Source organism: Cupriavidus sp. SHE (assembly GCF_000812445.1).
Lineage (GTDB): Bacteria > Pseudomonadota > Gammaproteobacteria > Burkholderiales > Burkholderiaceae > Cupriavidus > Cupriavidus metallidurans.
The window spans coordinates 67,822-91,344 of the sequence record NZ_JWMB01000049.1; the positions used below are offsets into that span (position 1 = coordinate 67,822).

Genomic DNA, 23,523 nt, shown 5'->3' on the forward strand with positions numbered 1-23,523 from the left:
GCCGCGAGCAGTCATCTCAGGGTGCCCACGCGGCACACCGACATTCCAGACAAGGTTCAGACGTGCTTTCTACCGCAAACATCACCATGCAGTTCGGCCCCAAGCCGTTGTTCGAGAATATCTCGGTCAAGTTCGGCGAGGGCAACCGCTACGGCCTGATCGGCGCGAACGGCTGCGGCAAGTCCACCTTCATGAAGATTCTCGGCAGCGATCTGGAGCAGTCGTCGGGCACGGTCATGCTGGAGCCGGGCATCCGTCTGGGCAAGCTGCGCCAGGACCAGTTCGCGTATGAGGACAACCGCGTGCTCGACGTGGTGATGATGGGCCATACCGAAATGTGGGGCGCGGCGAGCGAGCGGGACGCAATCTACGCGAATCCGGAAGCCACCGACGAAGACTACATGCACGCTGCCGAACTCGAGGCCAAGTACGCCGAGTTCGACGGCTACACGGCCGAGGCACGCGCTGGCGAACTGTTGCTGGGCGTGGGTATCCCGACCGATCAGCACCAGGGCCCGATGAGCGAGATCGCCCCGGGCTGGAAGCTGCGCGTGCTGCTGGCGCAGGCGCTGTTCTCGAATCCGGATGTGCTGTTGCTCGACGAACCGACCAACAACCTGGACATCAACACGATCCGCTGGCTGGAAGACGTGCTCAACGAGCGCAACTCCACCATGATCATCATTTCCCACGACCGTCACTTCCTGAACTCCGTGTGCACGCACATGGCGGACATGGACTACGGCACGCTGAAGGTCTACCCGGGCAACTACGACGACTACATGCAGGCGTCGATGCAGGCCCGCGAGCGCCAGGTGGCCGCCAACGCGCGCGCCAAGGATCGCATCACCGAACTGCAGGACTTCGTGCGCCGCTTCTCGGCCAACAAGTCGAAGGCTCGCCAGGCCACGTCGCGCCTGAAGCAGATCGACAAGATCAAGGTCGAGGACATCAAGCCGTCGTCGCGCCAGAACCCATTCGTGCGCTTCGAGTTCGAGAAGAAGCTGCACAACCTGGCTGTCGAAGCAGAGGACATCACCAAGACCTACGACCGCAAGATCATCAACAATCTGTCGATGGCGATCCAGGCTGGCGAGCGTGTGGCCATCATCGGTGAGAACGGCGCGGGCAAAACCACGCTGCTGCGTTCCCTGCTGAACAACGTGGTGCAAACCGGCGTGCAGCGCGGCGTGGAAGTGGACCGCGGCACGGTCAAGTGGGCCGAGAACGCCAACGTGGGCTACATGCCGCAGGACACGTACGAGGAATTCCCGAACGACCTGAACGTGATGGACTGGATGAGCCAGTGGACCCAGGCCGGCGACGACGACCAGTCGTTGCGCGGCACGCTGGGCCGTCTGCTGTTCTCGGCCGACGATATCAAGAAGTCCGTCAAGGTGCTATCCGGTGGCGAGAAGGGTCGCATGATCTGGGGCAAGCTGATGCTGGGCCGCCATAACGTGCTGGCGATGGACGAGCCGACCAACCACATGGACATGGAGTCGATCGAATCGCTCCAGGTCGCGCTGGACAAGTTCACGGGCACGCTCGTCTTCGTGTCGCACGACCGTGAACTGATCAGTGCTCTGGCCACGCGAGTGATCGAAGTGCGCACCGACGGGCGGATCACCGATTACCTCGGCACGTACGACGAGTACCTGCAATCGCAGGGTATCGAGGCGTAAAGCCGGTACGCCGGTAATCCACTAAGCCGGCGTCTTTCTCCCCTGTCCCGCAACGCGGAACAGGGGAGCTTCATGGCCCGTGCTACCGCACCGGCGCCATTCCCATCTCCGCCAGCAGCTGATCCAGCTGATCGATGATCGCGCGCGCCGTGATCTCTCCCTTCGCCTTCTGCAGCGCAGCCCCCAGCATGTCACGCAGGGCAGCCAGCTCCACCAGCGTCGCCGCCTTCTCCACTTTGACTTGCAGCATATAGCCGCGCAGGCCGAGGTGATTGCCGATCACATCCGTAAAGAAGTGATAAAGCCGCTGGTAGCCATCGGGTGCCGGCGTGGCTGGCTGCGTCGATGGCTTCGCGGCGGGCAGGGTGCCCGGGGCGATCGTGGTGTCCGCCAGGACGTCGTCGATGCCCTTGCCATCGGACGTGTTGAACGATGAATAGGCCGCAAACAGATTGGTCTCGGCCGGGGCCCGCTGCGGCGCGGAACGTGCCGGACCTGTAGTTGGGCGAACCGTGGCCTGCGCAGTCGACAAGGCAGGCTTCGCGCCCGTGGGAGCCGGTATTGGCTCGATCAGTCCGAGTGCCAGCAGCGTGTCCAATGCTTCCCCGGCCACGCCCAGGGCGCCGACTTGCGCCACTAGCTCCGATTTGGCGCGCTCCCCATTCACGATCAGCAATAGCGCACGCAGTTTCTGATCCAGCTTTCGTTCGCGCGTGCGAATTTCTTCCTGTCCTGCCTCCGTCTTGCGAAAGATCGGATCGACCATGCCCCGCTCCTTGTTGTTTTGTTCTGTCTTGTTTTGTTATGTACCGGCCGCCTGACGCATACCCTCCCAAAGTCTGGTATGTGGCCGATAATCGCCGTCTCGATGTCAGTTGGCGCTTGCGGCACAGGAAATTCGAAACCGCAAACCGCTCTACAATGTGGTGCACCACGAAAGTAACAAAAAATATTGCAACCGCCGATTCACCTAACGAGAACTGTGGCCATGCAACAACGAGACAAACTTTTCATCAATGGTAGCTGGGTGACCCCCCACGGTACGGGGTTCATCGATGTCATTCATTCCGCTACCGAAGACGTTATGGGCAAGATCCCTGAAGGGGACGCGCGTGACGCCGAGAACGCCATCGCTGCCGCGCGCGGGGCATTTGAAGCCTGGTCGGCCACGCCGCCGTCCGTGCGTGCCGATTACATCCGCAAGATTGCCGAAGGCCTGAAGGCGCGTAGCGAGGAGCTCGCGCAGATGATTGCCGGCGAAGTCGGCATGCCGATCAAGCTGGCCCGGGCCATTCAGGTGGGCGGCCCCGTCTACAACTGGGGCCAGGCCGCGGCGCTGCTCGACCAGTTCGCGTTCGAGGAGCAGGTGGGCAATTCGCTGGTCGTGCGCGAGCCGGTCGGCGTCGTCGCGGCCATCACGCCGTGGAACTATCCGCTCAACCAGATCACGCTGAAGGTGGCGCCGGCGTTGGCAGCGGGCTGCACGGTGGTGCTCAAGCCGTCCGAAGTGGCGCCGCTCAACGCCTTCGTGCTGGCTGAAGTGATCGAGGCCGCGGGGCTGCCGCCGGGCGTGTTCAACCTGGTGACCGGCTATGGTCCCGTGGTCGGCGAGGTGCTGGCCAGCCATCCCGATGTCGACATGGTGTCGTTCACGGGATCGACCCGTGCCGGCAAGCGCGTCTCGGAACTGGCCGCGCAATCCGTCAAGCGCGTGGCGCTCGAACTCGGCGGCAAATCGGCGTCGGTGATCCTCGACGATGCGGACCTGCCGACGGCCGTCAAGGGCACTATCGGCGCGTGCTACCTGAACTCGGGGCAGACCTGCTCGGCGCACACGCGCATGCTTGTGCCGCGCAGCCGCTACGAGGAAGTCAAGGCCATCGCCGCGAAGGTGGTGGAAGGCTTCACCGTTGGCGATCCGCTGGCGGACACGACGAAGCTGGGACCGCTGATCTCCGCGGTGCAGAAGGAGCGCGTCACCGGATATATCCGTCGCGGGCTGGATGAGGGCGCGGAACTGGTGGCGGGAGGGCCCGATACGCCGGCTGGTCTGGACCGTGGCTTCTTCGTCAAGCCGACCGTCCTTGGCAACGTCGATCCGAAGGCCACGGTGGCGCAGGAGGAGATCTTCGGACCGGTGCTGTCCGTTATCTGCTACGACACCGAAGATGAGGCCATCCGCATCGCCAACGACAGCATCTACGGCCTGGGCGGAGGTGTCTGGTCTGGTGACGAGTCGCGCGCGATCCGCGTGGCACGCCGTATCCGTACCGGCCAGGTGGACATCAATGGCGGCCCGTTCAACATGAACGCGCCGTTCGGTGGCTTCAAGCAGTCCGGCAACGGGCGTGAAGGTGGCAAGTTCGGGTTGGAGGAATTCCTCGAGTACAAGTCGCTGCAACTCAAGAAGCCCGCCTGACCGAGGACGAGTTCGTCGTATCATCAATGCCCGGCATGTCCGGGCATTTTTTATTTCTGTCATTGCGGTCTTTCCTATCGGGGGGAGTTGGATGCGCTGGTTGAAACGGCTGGGCTGGGGATTGCTGGGCATCGTGCTGTTGGCGGCAACCGGGTCGATCGGCGGCTATATCTGGTACCGGCAGGCGTCGCAGCCAGACGTGGCCGGCACCTTGCGACTGGCCGGCCTGCGAGACCGCGTGGTAGTGGTGCGAGACCGCAATGCCGTGCCACATATCCAGGCGGCCAATTCACTCGATGCGTACTACGCGCTTGGCTACGTCCACGCGCAGGACCGCCTCTGGCAGATGCAGATGAACAAGCGCATCGTCGCGGGCCGTCTTGCCGAAATCCTGGGTCCCAGCGCGCTCGAGACCGACCGCTTCCTGCGCACACTGGGCGTGCGGCGCAATGCAGAGGCGATCCTCGCGCAGACACCGCCAGAGGCCCGCGCGGTGCTGCAGGCCTATGCCGATGGTGTCAATGCGTTCATCGACACGCGCAAGTCGGCGCTGCCGCCGGAATTCCTGATCGTTGGCACCCGCCCCGAGCGCTGGGAGCCGGTGGATACGATTGGCTGGCAGACCATGATGGCGTGGGATCTCGGGGGCAACTGGACGCAGGAAGTCCTGCGCATGGGGCTGTCCCAGCAGTTGCCGGCCTCTCGCATTGCAGAAATCCTGGCGCCGTATCCGGGCGAGAAGCCGTTGCGGACGATGGACTACGCCAGCTTCTATCGCAAGCTTGCCCCGGTGGCCACGGCCATGGCGCAAGTTGTCCAGCAGGCGCCGTCTGGCTACGTGGAGGGGATGGGCTCGAACAACTGGGTTGTCTCCGGCGCCCATACGCGCAGTGGCAAGCCGCTGCTGGCCAATGACCCGCATCTGGGGCTCCAGGCGCCCGCGCTCTGGTATTTCGCGCATCTGCAGGCCCCGGGCCTGGATCTGACCGGCGCCACGCTGCCCGGCGCGCCGCTGGTGGTGCTGGGTCACAACAAGCGCATTGCCTGGGGCTTCACCAATACCGCGCCCGATGTCCAGGACCTGTATCTGGAGCGGGTCGACCCGGCCAATCCCAACCGCTATCAAACGCCAGAGGGCTGGGCGGAGTTCAGCACGCGAACCGAGACCATCCAGGTCAAGGGGGCGCCGGATGTCACGCTGACGGTGCGCGGCACGCGCCACGGACCGGTCATGTCCGATGTGGCGGAGCCGATCAGCGCGGCCGCCAAGCCGCTGGGCGCGCAGTACGTGGTGGCGTTCCAGTGGGCGGCGCTGCGCGCCGACGATCGCACGTTCGTGGCCAGCCTGAACATGAGCCACGCATCGGACTGGAAGTCGTTCGTGGCGGCATTGCGTGACTTTCATTCGCCGCAGCAGAACATCGTCTATGCCGACGTCGACGGCAATATCGGATATATCGCCCCGGGCCGCGTGCCGCTGCGCCGCCCTGACAATGACCTGATGGGGCTCGCGCCAGCGCCGGGCTGGGATGCGCGTTACGACTGGCAGGGTTTCATTCCGTTCGAGCAGTTGCCGCGCCGCTTCAATCCGCCCGAGGGCATGATCGTCACGGCGAACCAGAAGATCGTGGGCGACGACTACCCGTACTTCATCACGAGCGAGTGGACGGTGCCGTATCGCTACCAGCGCATCCGCACGCTGCTGGAGGCCGAGCCGCACCATACGAAGGACACCTTTGCCGCGATCCAGAAGGACGTGGTCTCGCTAGCCGTGCGCGATGCGCTGCCATTGCTGCTGGCTGCCCCAGCGGCGACGGACGCCACACGCCCGCCGCGCGAGCGCGCGCTGCTCGACGCGCTGCGCAAATGGGACGGCACGATGTCGGCCGACCGGGCGGAGCCGCTGGTGGTGACCGCATGGCTACGCGAACTGTCGCGCCTGCTGTTCGAGGACAAGGTCGGCGAATCGCAATTCAACCGGCTCTGGGAGCAACGCAACGTCCAGTTGCCGATGCTCAATGCGATGCGCGACCCGAAGGGCCTGGGTGCCTTCTGGTGCGACAACTCGCGCACGCCCGCCCACGAGAGCTGCGCGGACACGATCGGGCTGGCATGGCAGCGGGCGATTGCCGATCTGGATCGTCGCTATGGCGAAGACACGGCCAAGTGGCGTTGGGGCAAGGCGCACACCGCGCGTTCCGAGCACAAGCCGTTCGGCAAGGTGCCGTACCTGTCCAGCCTGTTCAACGTGCGCGTGCCCACCGGCGGTGATACGTATACGGTGGATGTGGGCCGCCACAACCTCCGCGATGAGCACGCACCATTCGAGAGCACGCACGCGGCCAGTCTGCGCGCCATCTACGATCTGGACGATCTGTCGGAGTCGCGTTTCATGACGTCGACCGGACAGTCTGGCAACGCGCTGTCGCCGCACTACCGCGACTGGACCGAGGAGTGGGCAGCCGTGCAGTTCATCACGATTGGCGCCCACCGGCGCAATCCGGGCGGCGACAGCTTTGACACGCTGGTACTGCGGCCGCTGAGTGATGGCAACTGATCGACGGCAACTGAGCGATGGCAACTGACCCGCCCGATGTTGTCAAAGATTGTGTCAATGGAAATCATTCCCGGTAAGCGGGCAGTACCATGAAGAGACCTTTCCTTGCAGGAGTCATTCGATGAGCGATACCCATGCATCTCGCGGCCCGCGCCGCACCGATGTGATCCAGCACGTGGGATTCGAGCACGCCGGCGTGATTGCCGATGCAGCCCGCGCGCGTGGTCACGAAATCCGCATGTATCAGGCCGGCGTGGATGACCTTGCACTGGTGCAGGATGATCCAGCCGATCTGCTTGTGGTGCTCGGCGGCCCGATCGGGGTCTATGAGACCGAAGCCTATCCGTGGCTCGAAGCCGAGATCGCCGTCATTCGTGACCGTCTTCATGCACAGCGGCCAATGATCGGTGCGTGCCTGGGTGCGCAACTGATTGCAGCCGCTGCCGGTGCGCGCGTGTATCCGGGCACGCGCGAAATCGGCTGGGCGCCGATCACGCCCACGGAAGCTGGTCGGCGTTCGCCGCTGGCCGCGCTGGCCGAGGCCGACTGGCAGGTGTTGCACTGGCACGGCGATACCTTCGACCTGCCCGCCGGCGCCGAACTGCTTGCCTCCACCGCTGCCACGCCGCACCAGGCCTATGCCATCGGCTCGCATGTGCTGGCGTTGCAGTTCCACCCCGAGGTCAAGCCGGGCGATATCGAAACCTGGCTGATCGGGCATACGGTCGAACTGGGGCGCGCCGGCATTGATCCGCGCACGATCCGTCGCCGTACCGGTGAAATCGGCGCTGTCGTCGCCAATGCCGGTGAGCGGATGTTTACACGGTGGATGGAAGAGGCCGGGGTTTGATGGATGCGTTGATCAACATCCCGATTGCCGCCGTATTAGCGGGCAGGGTAAAGCCGTTCGGCCCCAAAGGGGTACCGAGCGGGATGGAAAAGACAGTGGTCAGCGGGCCGGTTCGCATCACGAAGCTCGGCTTCGATATCGACGAGCAGGGCGATCCGAAGCATCACGGCGGCCCCGAAAAGGCGCTGCACCACTATCCGCGCGACCACTATCCGGTCTGGCACGACACGCTTGCCGCCCATGGCGGCAACGTCGACGTGCTGAATGGCCCCGGTGCCTTCGGCGAGAACTTCAGCACGCACGGTCTGACGGAGGCGGAAGTCTGTATTGGTGACCGCTTCCGTGTCGGCACGGCGCTGGTGGAAGTCTCGCAGGCCCGGCAGCCGTGCTGGAAGCTCAATCATCGGTTCGGCTATGCAGCCATGTCGCGCTCGGTGCAGGAAGGTGGACGCACGGGCTGGTACTACCGGGTGATCGAGGAGGGCGAAGTGTCAGCCGGCGACAGGATGGTGCTGGTAGCGCGCCCTTATCCGCAATGGACCCTGCAACGGTTGCTGCACGTGCTCTACGTGGATCGCCTCAACTACACGGCACTGGCCGAGATGGCCGATCTGGCGCCGCTGGCGGAAAGCTGGCGCAAGCTGGCCCGCCAGCGCGTGGCGAGCCATGTCGTGGAGGATATGGAGAAGCGGTTGGCCGGAGGCTAGGGTCAGCCAGCGCGGCGTATCTGCCGGTCAATCCGGCTGGAACCGACGCGCCGTGCCTTCGCGGGTGATCCGCTCCCAGATCACCTGCTTTTCCTCGTCGGAATAGAACACCCAGTTGCTGACCTCGGCGGCCGTGCGGCCGCAGCCCTGGCAGATCTCGTCGAACAAGGTCGAGCAGATGCCGATGCAGGGGCTGTCCGGACGATCGCTCAACTTCGCCTGACCATCGGTATCGACGGTGGCGGACGGGGCAAGTGACGCGGACGGGTTGACGGGCATAAAGACGGAGTGACGGCGACAGGAACGACTGGCCGCACATTATAAACGCCTGTCCGATCCGGAATTACCCCCGAGGTCATTGTGGTTGGCTGGTCACCCGTCTACGCTTGATGGGTCATGTTTCCACCGCACCTGACCTGATTACCGGGAGATTGCCGATGTCCGAGTCTGCCAACGCTGTCGACCCGCGCAATGCCGCAATGATCGAGTCGGTGCTGATCGCCTCGCCGGTGGCGCAAGCGCTGGGTATTCGGCTCGATGCGCTTGCTGCCGAGCGCGTGGAGATGCTGCTGCCATTCAGCATGAAGAACATCACTGTTGGCGATATCGTCCATGGGGGCGTCATCGCAACGCTGATCGATGTGGCGGGCGCGGCGGCCGCGTTCTCGAAGGTCGATCTGGATGTCGTCAAGACCGGGGCAACGGGTTCGCTGTCGATCCAGTATCTGGCGCCGGCGCGGGCAGCCCCACTGCGGGCCGTGGCCGAGGTGATTCGCCGTGGCAAACGGCAGGTGGCGACCGAGGTCTCGGTCTATGCGGAGGGCGATGCCGAGGCCGTGCTCGTTGCCAAGGCATTGATGAGCACGGCCCTGATCTAGTTCACACCAGGTTCACCAGGATCAGTACTTCCAGAAGATCTCTTGCAGTGCCTTCGGGTCGTTGGTCTTGGTCAGTGCCAGCGCCATCAGGATGCGAGCCTTCTGCGCGATCTGGTCGTCGGTGACGATCCAGTCGTACTTGTCGTCGGGCTGTTCGCCGTTACGGATCACGACACCGCTGCCCGTGCGCGAGGCACGCACAATGAACACGCCCTTGGCACGGGCGGCCTTGAGCGGTTCGACCATGTAGTCGCCGACGCTGCCATTGCCGGTGGCGTCGAAGATGATGGCCTTGGCGCCGCTCTTCACCGCGGCATCGATCGCGGCAGGATTCATGTTGCCGTACGCGTAGACCACGGCCACTTCAGGCAGCTTGTCGATCTTGTCGATGTCGAACTCCGTCTGCGTCGTGTGCGGGCGGGCCGGCAGGCGGAAATACAGCGTGCGGCCTTCCACCACGTAGCCGAGCGGGCCGAACGGCGAGCGGAACGTCTCGACCTTGAACGTGTTGGTCTTCGTCACGTCACGGCCGGTCTGGATCTCGTCATTGAGCACCACCAGCGTGCCTTTGCCCTTCGAGGCGGGGTTCGACGCTACCAGCACGGCGTCGTACAGGTTCAGCGCGCCATCGGCGCCCAGCGCGGTGCCCGGGCGCATCGAGCCGACCACCACCACGGGTTTGTCGCTCTTGAGCGTCAGGTTCAGGAAGTATGCGGTTTCCTCGATCGTGTCAGTGCCGTGCGTGATCACGATGCCGTCGACGTCGGGCTGCTTGAGCAGCTCGGAGACGCGCTTGGCTAGCTTGATCAGGCGCTCGTTGTTGAAGCTCTCGGAGCCGATCTGGAAGACCTGTTCACCCTTGACGTTGGCGATCTTCGAGATCTCCGGCACGGAAGCGATGATCTTGTCGACCGGCACCACGGCGGACTGATAGGCCGCGGTATTGGTGGCGGCAGCACCCGCGCCGGCGATGGTGCCGCCGGTGCCGATGATGACGATGTTGGCCTTGCGTGCTTCGGCGGTCGTGCCTGCCGGCGCATTGGCGCTGGCGGCCGGCGCGGGGCTGAGCTGGGCGTGAGCCACGCCAGTGAACAGGCTGGCCGAAAGCAGCAGGGCGGCCAAGGGTTTGAGACGGGCAGTGCGTTGCATGATTCTCCTCATATCGGCGAACGGCGCGCGTCTTGTGGAAGCGCGAGAGCCGCAGGTTTTCGATTCATGGATTCCACTCGTCAAGCGCCGCAGGGTTTTCCAGCGGTCGTTGCCAAGAATGGAGCGTGCACTATACCGAGGCCCCGGTGTTGCGTCGACAACTGCACCAGCAGGGGCACAGCCGCATACGTATGCCTGAAAAGACAAAGCGGCATCCTCTGCCAGAGAGGATGCCGCTTCGTTCAAGCAGCGAGGACCTTCCGTCTGTACGCGCTTAGAACGCGTCGCCCGGTATGCGAACCCAGCCTTCCATCAACACGCGTGCGCTGCGGCTCATGATGGCCTTCGTCACGGTCCATTCACCATCGGACTGGACGGCCTGCGCGCCCACACGCAGCGTGCCGGATGGGTGGCCGAACCGCACCGCCTCACGTTCGCCGCCGCCTGCCGCCAGGTTCACCAGCGTGCCCGGTACTGCAGCCGCCGTGCCGATGGCCACCGCGGCGGTGCCCATCATCGCATGGTGCAGCTTGCCCATCGACAGCGCACGCACCAGCAGGTCCACGTCGCCGGCATTGACGGTCTTGCCGCTCGATGCCGTGTACGTCGCCGGCTTCGCCACGAACGCCACCTTCGGCGTGTGCTGGCGACGCGCGGCTTCGTCGATGTCGCGGATCAGGCCCATGCGCTTGGCGCCATAGGCACGGATCGTCTCGAACATCGCCAGCGCCTTCGGGTCGCCGTTGATGGCTTCCTGCAGTTCCGTGCCGGTGTAGCCGATGGCCTCCGCATTGACGAAGATCGTCGGAATGCCGGCATTGATCATCGTGGCCTTGAGCGTGCCGACGCCCGGCACTTCGAGGTCATCGACGAGGTTACCGGTCGGGAACATCGCGCCGCCACCGTCATCGCCTTCCTCGGCGGCCGGGTCCATGAACTCGAGCTGGACTTCGGCTGCGGGGAACGTGACGCCGTCGAGCTCGAAGTCGCCCGTTTCCTGCACCGCGCCGTTGGTGATCGGCACGTGCGAGATGATGGTCTTGCCGATGTTCGCTTGCCAGATCCGGACCGTCACGGTGCCATTCTCGGGAATGCGCGCCGCGTCGATGAAGCCGTTGCTGATCGCGTACGGACCGACCGCCGCCGACAGGTTGCCGCAGTTGCCGCTCCAGTCTACGAACGGCTGGTCGATCGACACCTGCCCGAACAAATAGTCGACGTCGTGGTCCGGGCGGGTGCTCTTCGAGATCAGCACGGTCTTGCTGGTGCTCGAGGTGGCCGCGCCCATGCCGTCGATTTGCTTGCCGTACGGATCGGGGCTGCCGATCACGCGCATCAGCAGCGCGTCACGCCCCTTGCCCGGGACCTGCGCAGCCTCTGGCAGGTCCTGCACGCGGAAGAACACGCCTTTGCTGGTGCCGCCACGCATGTAGGTGGCGGGAATCCTGATTTGGGGTACATGTGCCATTCGTCAGTCTCCCGTCAGGCCGCCGCGCGCGAGGACTCGAGGAAGTCCTGCGCAAAGCGTTGCAGCACGCCGCCTGCTTCGTAGATCGAAACTTCCTCGTCGCTGTCCAGGCGGCACAGCACCGGCACTTCCACGCGCTCGCCGTTCTTGCGGTGGATGACCAGCGTCAGTTCCGCGCGCGGCTTGCGTGCGCCGATGATGTCGAAGGATTCCGTGCCGTCGATGCCGTACGTGGCGCGGTTCTCACCGGCCTTGAACTCCACGGGCAGCACGCCCATGCCGATCAGGTTGGTGCGGTGAATGCGCTCGAAGCCTTCGGCGACGATGGCTTCCACGCCGGCCAGACGCACACCCTTGGCGGCCCAGTCACGTGACGAGCCCTGGCCATAGTCGGCCCCGGCCACCACGATCAGCGGCTGCTTGCGGTGCATGTACGTCTCGATCGCTTCCCACATCCGCACGACCTTGCCTTCCGGCTCGATGCGCGTCAGCGAACCTTTCTTGACCGCACCTTCGACCACGGCCATCTCGTTGATCAGCGTCGGGTTGGCGAATGTGGCGCGTTGCGCGGTCAGGTGGTCGCCGCGGTGCGTCGCGTACGAGTTGAAGTCTTCTTCCGGCAGGCCCATCTTGGCCAGATACTCGCCGGCCGCGCTGTTCAGCAGGATCGCATTCGACGGCGAGAGGTGATCGGTGGTGATGTTGTCACCGAGCACCGCCAGCGGACGCATGCCGCGCAGCGTGCGCTCGCCGGCCAGCGCGCCTTCCCAGTACGGCGGACGGCGGATGTACGTGCTTTGCGGGCGCCAGTCGTAGAGCGGGCTGATCGACGTGTCGTTTTCCGCCTGCAGCGCGAACATCGGCTCGTAGACCTTGCGGAACTGCTCGGGCTTCACGCTCTGCTTGACGATGAGGTCGATCTCTTCGTCGGTCGGCCAGATGTCCTTCAGGTACACCGGCTTGCCGTCGGCATCGGTACCCAGCGCGTCGCGCTCGATGTCGAAGCGGATCGTGCCGGCGATGGCGTAGGCCACCACCAGCGGCGGCGATGCCAGGAACGCCTGTTTCGCGTACGGGTGGATACGGCCATCGAAGTTGCGGTTACCGGAGAGCACGGCCGTGGAGTAGAGGTCACGGTCGATGATTTCCTGCTGGATCTTCGGATCGAGCGCGCCGGACATGCCGTTGCAGGTCGTGCAGGCGAACGCCACGATGCCGAAGCCGAGCTTTTCCAGATCGGGCAGCAGGTTGGCTTCTTCCAGATAAAGCTCCACGGCCTTCGATCCCGGCGCCAGCGACGATTTGACCCAGGGCTTGCGCGTCAGGCCGCGTGCGTTGGCGTTGCGCGCCAGCAGGGCAGCGGCAATCACGTTGCGCGGGTTGCTGGTGTTCGTGCAACTGGTGATGGCGGCGATGATCACGGCGCCGTCGGGCATCTGGCCCGGCACTTCTTCCCACTTGCCGGCGATGCCGCGGGCAGCCAGATCGGAGGTCGGCAGGCGCTTGTGCGGGTTCGACGGGCCGGCCATATTGCGCACGACCGTGGACAGGTCGAAATGGAGCACGCGCTCGTACTCGGCCTTCGTCAGCGCGTCGGCCCACAGGCCGGCGGTCTTGGCGTAGGTTTCCACGAGCTGGACCTGTGCCTCGTCGCGGCCGGTCAGTCGCAGGTATTCGGTGGTCTGGTTGTCGATGAAGAACATGGCGGCGGTGGCGCCGTACTCGGGGGCCATGTTCGAGATCGTCGCGCGGTCGCCGAGCGTCAGTGACGAAGCGCCTTCGCCACGGAATTCCAGGTACGCGCCAACCACTTTTTCCTTGCGCAGGAATTCGGTCAGGGCCAGCACGATGTCGGTGGCGGTGATGCCAGGCTGGCGACGGCCGGTCAGCTCCACGCCGACGATGTCCGGCAGGCGCATCCACGAGGCGCGGCCGAGCATCACGTTTTCGGCTTCCAGGCCGCCCACGCCAATCGCGATCACGCCGAGCGCGTCGACGTGCGGCGTGTGGCTGTCGGTGCCGACGCAGGTGTCGGGGTAGGCCACGCCGTGGTCGGCGTGGATCACGGGCGACATCTTCTCCAGATTGATCTGGTGCATGATGCCGTTGCCCGGCGGGATCACGTCGACGTTGCGGAACGCCTTCTTGGTCCAGTTGATGAAATCGAAGCGGTCTTCGTTACGGCGATCCTCGATGGCGCGGTTCTTCGTGAACGCATCGGGGTCGAAACCACCGCATTCAACGGCCAGCGAGTGGTCGACGATCAGTTGCACCGGCACCACCGGATTGACCTTGGCGGGGTCGCCGCCCTGATCGGCGATGGCGTCGCGCAGGCCGGCCAGGTCCACCAGCGCGGTCTGGCCCAGAATGTCGTGGCAGACCACGCGGGCCGGGAACCACGGGAAATCGAGCTCACGCTTGCGTTCGATCAGTTGCTTGAGCGATGCGGTCAGCGTGGCGGGGTCGCAGCGGCGCACGAGGTTCTCGGCCAGCACGCGCGACGTGTAGGGCAGCTTGTCATAAGCGCCCGGGGAGATGGCTTCGACCGCGGCACGCGCATCGAAGTAGTCGAGCTTGGTGCCGGGTAGCGGCTTGCGGAATGCAGTGTTCATGGCGTCGTGTGAGGACTGTTTCGCGCCGGCCGGCGCGCCCTGGGGCGCGGACGGCGGCACGTTTTTCTTGCGGATCTTGCGTGCCTGGGTATCGAATCAGGCGCGTTTTTCGATCGGCACGAACTTCAGGTTTTCCGGGCCGGTGTAGTTGGCGGTCGGGCGGATGATCTTGTTGTCGACCCGTTGCTCGATCACGTGTGCGGCCCAGCCCGAGGTACGGGCGATCACGAACAGCGGCGTGAACATCGCGGTCGGCACACCCATCATGTGGTAGCTCACCGCGCTGAACCAGTCCAGGTTCGGGAACATCTTCTTGGCGTCGGCCATTACCGTTTCCAGGCGCTCGGCGATGTTGAACATCTTCATCGAACCGGCGTCCTTCGACAGCTTGCGCGCCACTTCCTTGATCACCACGTTACGCGGGTCGGAGATCGTGTACACGGGGTGACCGAAACCGATCACCACTTCCTTGTTCTCCACGCGGCGACGGATGTCGGCTTCTGCCTCGTCCGGCGTGTCGTAGCGCTTCTGGATCTCGAAGGCCACTTCGTTGGCGCCGCCGTGCTTCGGACCACGCAGCGCACCGATGCCGCCGCAGATGGCCGAGTACATGTCGGAGCCCGTGCCAGCCACCACGCGGCAGGCGAACGTCGAGGCGTTGAACTCGTGCTCTGCGTACAGGATCAGCGAGGTCTGCATCGCGCGTTCCCACAGCTTCGACGGGGCTTCGCCGTGCAGCAGGTGCAGGAAGTGGGCGGCGATCGAGTCGTCATCGGTTTCCACTTCGATGCGGCGGCCGTTGTGGCTGTAGTGGTACCAGTACAGCAGCATCGAGCCCAGGCTGGCCATCAGGCGGTCGGCGATATCACGCGCGCCCGGGGTGTTGTGGTCGTCCTTTTCCGGCAGCACGGTGCCCAGCACCGATACGCCAGTGCGCATCACGTCCATCGGGTGGGCGCTGGCCGGCACCCATTCCAGGGCGGCCTTCACGTTGGCGGGCAGGCCGCGCAGTGCCTTCAGCTTGACCTTGTAGGCGGCCAGTTCGGACTTGGTCGGCAGCTTGCCGTGGACCAGAAGGTGAGCGATTTCCTCGAATTCGCAGGTGTCGGCGATGTCAAGGATGTCGTAGCCACGATAGTGCAGGTCATTGCCGCTGCGTCCCACGGTGCACAGTGCGGTATTGCCGGCGGCGATACCTGACAGGGCAACGGACTTCTTGGGCTTCGGGGTGGCCAGCGGTTGGGCTTCGGACATTTGGGTCTCCTGGTTAAGCTTGGTGTGTTTACGTGCGGTCATGGCGGTGGGTGCTGGATCAGCGGCCCTTGCCTTGTGCGAAGAGCGCGTCGAGCTTCTGCTCGAAGTCATGGTAGCCGATGCGGTCGTACAGTTCGGCGCGCGTCTGCATCGTGTCGACCACGTTCTTCTGGGTGCCCTCGCGGCGGATCGCCTGGAAGACATTCTCGGCCGCCTTGTTCATGGCGCGGAACGCCGACAGCGGGTAGAGCGCCATGGCAACGCCGGCGTTGCGCAGTTCGTCCAGCGTGTAGTACGGCGTGGCGCCGAATTCGGTCAGGTTGGCCAGCACGGGCACCTTCACGGCATCGACGAACTTGCGGTACATGTCCATGTCGGTCATCGCCTCGGGGAAGATGGCGTCGGCGCCGGCTTCCACGCAGGCCACGGCGCGTTCGATCGCGCTGTCGAGGCCTTCGACGGCCAGGGCGTCGGTGCGGGCCATGATGACGAAGTTCTCGTCGGTGCGGGCATCGACGGCGGCACGGATGCGGTCGACCATTTCGCCCTTGGTGACGATTTCCTTGTTCGGACGATGGCCGCAGCGCTTGGCGCCGACCTGGTCTTCGATATGCATGGCGGCTGCGCCGAACTTGATCAGCGAGCGCGTGGTGCGGGCCACGTTGAATGCCGAGGCGCCGAAGCCGGTGTCGACGTCGACCAGCAGTGGCGTGTCGCACACGTCGGTGATGCGGCGGATGTCGGTCAGCACGTCGTCCAGGTTCGAGATGCCCAGGTCAGGCAGACCCAGCGAGCCAGCGGCCACGCCGCCGCCCGACAGGTAGATCGCGCGATAACCGGCCCGCTTGGCCAGCAGCGCGTGATTGGCATTGATGGTGCCCGGGATCTGCAGGGGGCTTTCATCGATCAGGGCCTGGCGGAAGCGTGCGCCGGCGGAGCGGGCGAGTTCGGTGGCGGTAAAGGTCATGGCGTGAATCCGTTATTCGTGAATGCTGAAACCTGTCGGGACAGGGCGGCCCTATGGCGCAAGGGGTGTGCCAGCTGCCAAGTGATGCTTGCGGCAGGTGTCGGTCGAGCCCGATTTTCGACGATTTTTCCTTATCGATCAGTGGTTTATCCCATGTGGGTGCAGTGCGCGGCCCATGCCGGAAAGTGGCGCCGATGGCATTCCAGTGTTCGGTTTTGAAATTCACGCATTTCAAAGTTGAAATGCCGGGCTGGCCGGTGCAGAATCCAGATCGACTATACGCCCGCGTTGGAAGCTGTTCCATGACACCGTCGCACCCTACTGTTCCTCAGCCGATTTCCCTCAACCCCGCTGGCCCCGTCGCCCCTGGCGCCCGCCCGAGGATCTGGGCCATGGGCATCAGCCGTCTCTCTCGCGCCTTTGCCGAACTGATTCCGGCCTACGCGGGCCGGGCGGAATTCCGGATCGTTGGCCGTGCCTTCGAAGCCGCGGCCAGCGCCATCAACCGGGAGGCACGGGAGAACCGCGTCGACGTGGTGGTGGCGGGCGGATCGAACGGCGCCTACCTGCGCCAGCATGTCGACGTGCCGGTGGTGCTGGTCAAGGTGACCGGCTTCGACGTCATGAGCGCGTTAGCCACCGCCCGGCGTATTTCGCCGAAGGTGGCGCTGGTGACGCATGCCTCCACCTACGCCGAGGTCGACGAGTTCGTGCGGGCCTTCTCGCTCGATATCCCGCGCTACACCTATCTGACCGAGGACGATGCGACCGCACGTGTACGGGCGCTCAAGGAGGAGGGCGTGCGCGTGGTGGTCGGCCCGGGCCTGGTGACAGACATGGCCGACAAGTACGGGCTCGTCGGCGTGTTTCTCTACTCGGGCAATGCCGTGCGGCTGGCGCTGGAGGATGCGATCGAGGCCGCGCGGTTGCGTCGTATCGAATCCACGCGACGCGAATACGTGAACACGATTCTTGCCCACCTGAACGAAGGCGTGGCTGCGGTCGACGGCGAGGGGCGGGTGCAGGCGTTCAATCCGGCGATGGAGCGATTCCTCGGCACGCCTGCCGGGGTTGCGGTGGGTCGCAAGCTATCCACGCTGGCGCCCGGACTGTCCCTCGACGGCGTGATGCAGAGCGGCGCGCGCGAGCTCGAAGCAATCCATCGGCTGGGCGACAAGATGGTGGTCGTCAACCGGATTCCGATCATGAGCGAGGCCGGCACGACAGGCGCCGTGCTGACGATCCAGGACGCCAACGCGATTCACCGCGCGGACCGCAACCTGCGCTCGCGCACGCGCGCCCGGGCGGCGGGCGTGCGTTACAGCCTGGACGACCTGGCGGGCGATTCGCCGGCGATGAGCGATCTGCGTGCGCTGGCGCGGCGCTATGCGATGGTCGATTCGACCGTGCTGGTCAGCGGCGAAAGCGGTACCGGCAAGGAAGTGCTGGCGCAGGGGATGCACGACGCGAGTCCGCGCCGCGCCTTTCCCTTCGTGGCGGTCAACTGCGCGGCCTTCCCCGAGACACTGCTCGAATCCGAGCTGTTTGGCTACGAGGAGGGGGCGTTCACGGGCGCCCGGCGCGGCGGCAAGGCCGGCCTGTTCGAGTCGGCGCACAACGGCACGCTGTTCCTCGACGAGATCGGCGATATGCCGCCGGCGCTGCAAACGCGCCTGCTGCGTGTGCTGCAGGAGAAACAGGTGCTGCCGATCGGCGCGATCGAGGCCGTGCCGGTCAATGTGCGCGTGATCGCCGCCACGCACCGCGACCTGGCTGCGCTGGTGCGCGATGGGGCGTTCCGCCAGGATCTCTACTACCGCCTGAACATCCTCCGCATCGAGATGCCGCCTTTGCGCGACCGCGCGGGAGACCTGCCCGTGCTGGCGGAACTGCTCTACCGGCGCGCGCAGGAACGGCTTGGCATGTCGGATGGGGAACCGCTACCCGCGATCGTGCGGGCACGGCTGGCGCGCTACGTGTGGCCGGGGAATATTCGCGAACTCGAAAACGTGACCGAGCGGATTGCAGTGCTTGTGGCTGGCGCGAACCTGACACCTGTGGCGCTGCAGCGGGAGTTGCAGGCGGCGGTGCCAGAACTGTTTTCTGGTGATCACGGGACGGCCATCGAAATGTCCGACGGCGCGCCCGCGCAATCGCTGGCAGGGGTGGCCAAGGCAAGCCAGGCCGAGCATATCCGCCGTGTGCTGGCCGATTGCGGCGGTAACCGCGCGGCGGCCTGCGCGCAGCTAGGCATCAGTCCGACAACACTTTGGAGACGGTTGCGCGAGGAGTGATCGACATCCGGTCCTTCATGAAGTCCGTTATTTCGCAATTAACTGCCAGAATTATTCGCCACCAATAATTTGGACTAAACGTCCAAGGTCTTGAAAGGCCGATAAAAAGACGACAGGAAAGACCGAAAGGGACTGGCTTAAGCGTCAGGCATCGTCCGCAAGTCGCACCCCAGTGAACTGCCAGCGCTGGTGCGGATAGAAGAAGTTGCGGTAGCTCGCGCGGATATGGGATTCGGCGGTGACGCAGGAACCGCCGCGCAGCACCATCTGGCTGCTCATGAACTTGCCGTTGTACTCGCCCACGGCCCCCTCGCGTGGCCGGAAGCGGGGATAGGGCAGGAAGGCGCTGCCTGTCCACTCCCAAACGTCGCCGAACATCTGGCGCAGGGAGCCGGCCGTGTTCTGACGATCGGGCAGGGGACGTAGCGCGCGGCCTTCCGCGAAATTGCCGGTGGCGGGCAGATTGTGCGCCGCGTGCTCCCATTCAGCTTCGGTCGGCAGGCGGCGCTCCGCCCAGCGCGCGAACGCGTCGGCCTCGAAGAAACTCACGTGCGTGACCGGGCTGTCCGGATCGACGGGCTGCATTCCGCGCAACGTCATCTGCCACCACGTGCCATCGCGCTCTTCCCAGTACAGGGGGGCTTCGATCTGGTTGTCGCAGACCCAGCGCCAGCCATCGGAGAGCCACAGGCCGGTCGACTGGTAGCCGCCATCCTCGATGAATTCAAACCACTGGTGGTTGCTGACCGGGTGCGAGCAGAGCAGATATGGCTGCAGCAGTACCTGGTGGCGCGGGCCCTCGCAATCGAATGCGAAACCGTCTCCACTGTGGCCGATCGTCACCACGCCGCCCGGAAAGGCGATCCACTCTGGCGCGGGGCGGGGGTCAGCGATAACCGGGGACGGCAGCGTCGGCGCATAGGCCGGGCGCAGCGGATTCTGCGCGAACAGGTGCAGGATATCGGTCAGCAGGAGTTCCTGATGCTGCTGCTCGTGATGCAGGCCAAGCGTGATCAACGCCGCTTCGTCGTCGGTCTGGGCCCGCATCAGTAGCGATTCCATCGCTTCATCGACGGCTTCGCGATACGCCAGTACCTCATCGAGCGACGGGCGGGTCAGCAGGCCGCGGCGCGGACGCGGGTGGCGCGCGCCGACCGCTTCATAGTACGAATTGAACAGATAGCGATACTGCGGATCGACCGGCTCGTAATCGGGCAGCCGGGCGGATAGCACGAACTCCTCGAAGAACCAGGTGGTATGGGCAAGATGCCACTTCGCTGGACTGGCGTCGTCCATGGATTGCACGGTGGCGTCAGCATCTGACAGGTCCGCCACCATCGCTTCCGTGGCGCTGCGCACATGACGGTACTGGCTGAGCAGGGCGGGTTCTTGCGGTGGATGACTGGCGGCGGCAGGCAGCAGGGCTGAGGTCATGCAGACTCCTGGAAGGCGCGGCAAATGTCGAACAATCATAGACCCATCCGCATGTCGGGGCGAGCGGCAAGGCCATCGGAGTTTGACGCAGGTGGGCGTTTGCGAGACCCACAAAAAAACAGGTGCCTGGGGGAGGCACCTGTCTCAAGGATCGCCGGCACCGGGGAGGGCGCCGGGAACTACACGGAGAGGGAGAGACTGTCAGGCTCAGGCGGCGGCGCGCAGCGCGGCGTCGTTGAGCGCGGCGATCTGCGAGCGGGCAGTCGTGAGACCGGCTTCGCGCGCGTCGGGGCCCATGGCCAGACCGTGAGCGCGGACGATGCTGATGTCGGTGATACCGAGGAAGCGCAACACCGCATCGATGGTGACTTCGTGCAGGTCCAGCGTGTTGGCGTCCTGACGCACGCCGCCTCGCGACGACACCACGATCACGCGCTTGCCGACTGCCAGGCCTTCAGGGCCGTTGGCGGTGTAGCGGAAGGTGCGGCCGGCTTGCGCGATGCGGTCGATCCAGGCCTTGAGCTGGCTCGGGATGCTGAAGTTGTACTGCGGGACGCCAATCACCAGCACATCTGCAGCCATGAATTCGGCCAGGAACGTTTCGGTGCGCTCGAGTTCGGCTTGCTGCACGGAGTTCAGGCCGTCCTTCGGGCCACCCAGCACCGGCAGCAGGTGGTTGCCGAGGTGGGCGGGGGCTTCCTTGTCCAGGTCGCGCACGGTTACCTTGGCGCCGGGGTTCTTGGCAACGAGGTCGGCCACGATGCTGGCGGTCAGGGAACGCGATACGGAGTTGTCGCCCAGTACGCTCGAATCGATTTGCAGGATGTTCATGTCTGGCTCCACTTGGGAATTCGGTTTGGATGGCTGAAAGATAGAGGTTCCCCATTGGTGCCGGTAGTGAGGCAAAATGCAAATGATTGTTCTATCGCTGCAACGGCATGCGCCTCGCCGCCTACGTGCCGTTGCCCGCCTTGAAGGAGCCCGCCATGCAGGATCTCAATGATTTGTCGCTGTTCGCCCAAGTGGTGCAGCACGGCAGCTTTTCAGCGGCAAGCCGGGCCACCGGCGTGCCGAAATCGCGACTTTCCCGCCGGATTGCACAGCTCGAAAAGGAATTGGGTGTGCAATTGCTCCGCCGGACCACACGACAAGTGCGCGTAACGCCGCTTGGTGAAGCCTACTATGCCCGCTGCCGCGAAATGCTCGATGCGGCGGAGGCCGCCCGCGAAGTGATCGAACATGCTCGCGACCAGCCGGGAGGCTTTCTCCGAATCAGTTGCCCGGTCGGTATTGCACAGGTGCTGCTGGCACCTTCGATCGGTCATTTCATGCGGGCCAACCCCGGCATCCAGCTTGAAGTCGAAGCCACCAACCGTCGCGTCGACGTGATCGCGGAGGGATTCGACCTCGCCCTGCGCGTGCGAAACGTGCTGGAGGATTCAAGCCTGGCGGTGCGCACGTTCGGCAAGAGCGAGTTGCGGCTGGTGGCCAGCCCGGCACTGCTCGACAGCATTGGCCGGCCGCGCACGCCCCAGGCGCTGGAAGGGATGCCCGGCGTCAACCAGAAGCCTCATGATGGTAAGCATGTGTGGCCGCTCGTCAGCAAGACCGGTGAGCAGGTCCATGTGAGCTACGACCCAAAGCTCATCTCCGATGAGTTCGCGCTGCTGCGGGAAGCGGCAGTTGCCGGCGTCGGCGTGGCGCTGCTGCCGAGCATGTACTGTCGCGATGAAGTCGAGCGCGGGGAGCTTGAAGTACTGCTGCCGCAGTGGGACTTGCCGATGGGGGTGCTGCACGCGGTCTTTCCGTCGCGGCAGGGTGTAACGCCCGCATTGCGCCGCTTTCTCGATTATCTGGGCGAAGTGTTGCCCGAATGCGCGCGCAAGATGGGGATGATTCCGAACGTCAGCCTGGGAATGCACGTGGCGCCACCGACCGAACCTGCGCAGCGCGCCGGCGGCAAGGCGAAGGAGCTGGAGGCGTCCTGACAGTCCTGACAGTTCCGACAGTCCCGACAGCGGGCAACCTGTACGGTGCTGCGCCTTTACCTTCACGCCAGCACGACCTAATGTAGGGAGTACAGGTCACATGCGTTCCATGTGATACCGCATCGTCCAATGCAAGGAGCCGTCGAAATGAGTCACTCGCAAGGATCGCAGGATCTTGGCAAAGCCGTACTTCGTATCGTGCTGGGGGTGCTGATTCTGTTGCACGGTATCTCGAAGATCATGGCTGGCCCGGGTTTCGTAGTGAAGGTGGTCACCGACGCCGGCCTGCCGGTGGAGCTGTCCTATCTGGTCTACGTGGGCGAGGTGCTGGCCCCCATCCTCCTGATCGTTGGTCTGTGGAGCCGGGCGGCGGCGTTGATCGTCGTCGTCAACATGCTCTTCGCGTTTGGGCTCGTCCACACCAAACAACTCATGGAAATGGCGCCAACCGGTGGCTGGGCGCTGGAGTTGCAGGGGATGTATCTGGCGGGCGCGCTCGCCGTGGCCCTGCTCGGTGCCGGACGTCTGAGCTTCGGCGGTATCGATGGCAGGTGGAACTGACGGAGGCACCGCGATGCTGAGTTTTGGTGGAATTCGTCGTGCCGCGCCCTGGGCGGTGGTGCTGGTGTCGCTGGCAGGCTGCGCGACTGGCCCTGATATTCGTGTCGACTACAACCATGCGAACGACTTCTCGAAGTACCGGACGTTTGGGTTCGTGGCGCATCCTGGCACGGACCGCAGCGGGTACGAGAGCCTGACTACGCAATACCTGAAGACGGCGGTCGAGCGGGAGATGTCGGCGCGCGGCTATCGGTATGCGGCGCATCTGCCCGACTTGCTGGTCAACTTTAACGCGCAGTTGCGCGAGAAAGTCGTCAGCAACCCGGCCCCGATGCCGCCGCCCGGATACGCCGGCTACTACGCGTATCGCGGCGGTCTCTATGCGCCATGGCCCGGTTACGGGTTCTACAGCGATACCTACACCTACACCGAGGGCACGCTGAATATCGATATCGTCGATGCGCAGAGGAACCAGCTTGTCTGGGAGGGCGTGGCGCAGGGCGATGCCAGCGACGTGGACCCGCAGACCCGCCAGCAGGCTATCGACAAGGTCGTGACGCAGATTTTCCTCAAGTATCCGTTCCGCGCGGCGCAGTAACGCGTCGCTACCCGGCGCCGCGCACCTTCATCGCAGCGTCACCATCTTTTTTCACCAAATTCGGCGCTTTCCGCGACATCGCGTCACAAATTCGCGCATGGC

The 23,523-nt window shown here is 64.5% G+C and carries 19 protein-coding genes; 10 read left to right on the top strand and 9 right to left on the bottom strand.

Annotated features, from left to right (window positions below):
- Positions 1 to 62: 62 nt before the first annotated feature.
- Positions 63 to 1,685: an ABC-F family ATPase gene (locus RN01_RS23425; protein ID WP_008649697.1), complete on the top strand. Its 1,623-nt coding sequence runs from the start codon at positions 63 to 65 to the stop codon at positions 1,683 to 1,685.
- Positions 1,686 to 1,767: 82 nt separating this feature from the next.
- Here the strand turns inward: RN01_RS23425 and RN01_RS23430 are convergent, their stop codons facing one another.
- A complete protein-coding gene (locus RN01_RS23430) occupies positions 1,768 to 2,451 on the bottom strand; it encodes a hypothetical protein (RefSeq protein WP_024569771.1) in 684 nt (227 codons plus the stop codon).
- Between the two features lie 222 nt (positions 2,452 to 2,673).
- Here RN01_RS23430 and RN01_RS23435 point away from each other — a divergent pair, with 222 nt between their 5' ends.
- From RN01_RS23435 to RN01_RS23450, 4 genes are all read left to right on the top strand, one after another.
- Positions 2,674 to 4,104, top strand: a complete 1,431-nt coding sequence (locus tag RN01_RS23435) for an aldehyde dehydrogenase family protein (protein ID WP_024569770.1) — start codon at positions 2,674 to 2,676, stop codon at positions 4,102 to 4,104.
- A gap of 91 nt (positions 4,105 to 4,195) precedes the next feature.
- Entirely contained in the window at positions 4,196 to 6,661 is a 2,466-nt protein-coding gene (locus RN01_RS23440; RefSeq protein WP_024569769.1) for a penicillin acylase family protein, read from the top strand.
- 121 nt (positions 6,662 to 6,782) lie between these two features.
- A complete protein-coding gene (locus RN01_RS23445) occupies positions 6,783 to 7,511 on the top strand; it encodes a glutamine amidotransferase (protein ID WP_017514799.1) in 729 nt (242 codons plus the stop codon).
- A complete protein-coding gene (locus RN01_RS23450; RefSeq protein WP_024569768.1) occupies positions 7,511 to 8,218 on the top strand; it encodes an MOSC domain-containing protein in 708 nt (235 codons plus the stop codon). Before RN01_RS23445 ends, RN01_RS23450 begins: the two co-directional genes overlap by 1 nt.
- A gap of 27 nt (positions 8,219 to 8,245) precedes the next feature.
- On the opposite strand, the gene RN01_RS23455 is transcribed toward RN01_RS23450, so the two are convergent.
- Positions 8,246 to 8,497, bottom strand: a complete 252-nt coding sequence (locus RN01_RS23455; protein WP_008649688.1) for a DUF1289 domain-containing protein — start codon at positions 8,495 to 8,497, stop codon at positions 8,246 to 8,248.
- 158 nt (positions 8,498 to 8,655) lie between these two features.
- Here RN01_RS23455 and RN01_RS23460 point away from each other — a divergent pair, with 158 nt between their 5' ends.
- Complete coding sequence (locus RN01_RS23460) at positions 8,656 to 9,096, top strand: PaaI family thioesterase (RefSeq protein ID WP_008649687.1); 441 nt, start codon at positions 8,656 to 8,658, stop codon at positions 9,094 to 9,096.
- A 21-nt stretch (positions 9,097 to 9,117) separates the two neighbouring features.
- On the opposite strand, the gene RN01_RS23465 is transcribed toward RN01_RS23460, so the two are convergent.
- The 5 genes from RN01_RS23465 to prpB form a co-directional block, all read right to left on the bottom strand.
- Complete coding sequence (locus RN01_RS23465; RefSeq protein WP_024569767.1) at positions 9,118 to 10,245, bottom strand: asparaginase; 1,128 nt, start codon at positions 10,243 to 10,245, stop codon at positions 9,118 to 9,120.
- Between the two features lie 274 nt (positions 10,246 to 10,519).
- Positions 10,520 to 11,713 carry a 2-methylaconitate cis-trans isomerase PrpF gene (prpF, locus tag RN01_RS23470; RefSeq protein WP_017513414.1) on the bottom strand — a complete coding sequence of 398 codons (1,194 nt, stop codon included), beginning with the start codon at positions 11,711 to 11,713 and terminating at the stop codon, positions 10,520 to 10,522.
- Between the two features lie 14 nt (positions 11,714 to 11,727).
- The gene (gene acnD / locus RN01_RS23475; RefSeq protein ID WP_017513413.1) at positions 11,728 to 14,325 is read right to left on the bottom strand and encodes a Fe/S-dependent 2-methylisocitrate dehydratase AcnD; all 2,598 of its coding nucleotides are present in this window, start codon (positions 14,323 to 14,325) and stop codon (positions 11,728 to 11,730) included.
- Between the two features lie 96 nt (positions 14,326 to 14,421).
- Complete coding sequence (gene prpC / locus RN01_RS23480; protein WP_011516321.1) at positions 14,422 to 15,579, bottom strand: 2-methylcitrate synthase; 1,158 nt, start codon at positions 15,577 to 15,579, stop codon at positions 14,422 to 14,424.
- Positions 15,580 to 15,637: 58 nt separating this feature from the next.
- Positions 15,638 to 16,546 carry a methylisocitrate lyase gene (gene prpB, locus RN01_RS23485; RefSeq protein WP_011516322.1) on the bottom strand — a complete coding sequence of 303 codons (909 nt, stop codon included), beginning with the start codon at positions 16,544 to 16,546 and terminating at the stop codon, positions 15,638 to 15,640.
- Positions 16,547 to 16,848: 302 nt separating this feature from the next.
- Between prpB and prpR the strand changes: the two genes are divergently transcribed.
- Complete coding sequence (gene prpR, locus RN01_RS23490) at positions 16,849 to 18,840, top strand: propionate catabolism operon regulatory protein PrpR (RefSeq protein ID WP_080672774.1); 1,992 nt, start codon at positions 16,849 to 16,851, stop codon at positions 18,838 to 18,840.
- Between the two features lie 144 nt (positions 18,841 to 18,984).
- Here prpR and egtB read toward each other — a convergent pair whose 3' ends face one another.
- Together egtB and RN01_RS23500 are read right to left on the bottom strand one after the other, a co-directional pair.
- Complete coding sequence (egtB, locus tag RN01_RS23495; protein WP_017515214.1) at positions 18,985 to 20,274, bottom strand: ergothioneine biosynthesis protein EgtB; 1,290 nt, start codon at positions 20,272 to 20,274, stop codon at positions 18,985 to 18,987.
- Positions 20,275 to 20,481: 207 nt separating this feature from the next.
- The gene (locus RN01_RS23500; RefSeq protein WP_017515215.1) at positions 20,482 to 21,105 is read right to left on the bottom strand and encodes an FMN-dependent NADH-azoreductase; all 624 of its coding nucleotides are present in this window, start codon (positions 21,103 to 21,105) and stop codon (positions 20,482 to 20,484) included.
- Positions 21,106 to 21,260: 155 nt separating this feature from the next.
- Between RN01_RS23500 and RN01_RS23505 the strand changes: the two genes are divergently transcribed.
- The 3 genes from RN01_RS23505 (at position 21,261) to RN01_RS23515 (ending at position 23,421) form a co-directional block, all read left to right on the top strand.
- Positions 21,261 to 22,262 carry a LysR substrate-binding domain-containing protein gene (locus RN01_RS23505; RefSeq protein WP_024569765.1) on the top strand — a complete coding sequence of 334 codons (1,002 nt, stop codon included), beginning with the start codon at positions 21,261 to 21,263 and terminating at the stop codon, positions 22,260 to 22,262.
- Between the two features lie 147 nt (positions 22,263 to 22,409).
- On the top strand, positions 22,410 to 22,823 hold the full coding sequence (locus RN01_RS23510; RefSeq protein WP_017515990.1) for a DoxX family protein: 414 nt from the start codon (positions 22,410 to 22,412) through the stop codon (positions 22,821 to 22,823).
- 13 nt (positions 22,824 to 22,836) lie between these two features.
- Positions 22,837 to 23,421 carry a DUF4136 domain-containing protein gene (locus RN01_RS23515; RefSeq protein WP_035835081.1) on the top strand — a complete coding sequence of 195 codons (585 nt, stop codon included), beginning with the start codon at positions 22,837 to 22,839 and terminating at the stop codon, positions 23,419 to 23,421.
- Positions 23,422 to 23,523: the final 102 nt, after the last annotated feature.